General features: G+C 39.0%; 1 protein-coding gene. It reads right to left on the bottom strand.

Translation table 11 applies throughout. The features are described from left to right. Positions 1–31 precede the first annotated feature (31 nt). A partial coding sequence (locus HC728_RS20470; protein ID WP_238933847.1) for a hypothetical protein occupies positions 32–218 on the bottom strand: 187 nt, incomplete at its 5' end.

The raw sequence follows: 218 nt of genomic DNA, 5'->3' as shown, positions 1-218 counted from the left end.
AAGAAAAAGGAAATCCACCCTACTTTCACGCCTAAAAAATTAACGGCTCAATCGCTGAACTGAGCCAAAAAACTGCAATCTTTAGTTCGTGTAACGCCTGCATAACACGTTTGCTACCATGCAGATTTAGCCCAAATTTACCACTTAATGCGGTAAACCAAAAGAAATCTAGAATGCCGAATGTAGCAAATCGTGTTGATGCATTTGTTATAAGCACA

The organism is Aliivibrio sp. S10_S31 (assembly GCF_014694495.1).
GTDB classification, from domain to species: domain Bacteria; phylum Pseudomonadota; class Gammaproteobacteria; order Enterobacterales; family Vibrionaceae; genus Aliivibrio; species Aliivibrio fischeri.
Note: the sequence above shows the minus strand (reverse complement) of the source record. Positions and strands in the feature narration are given on the sequence as shown.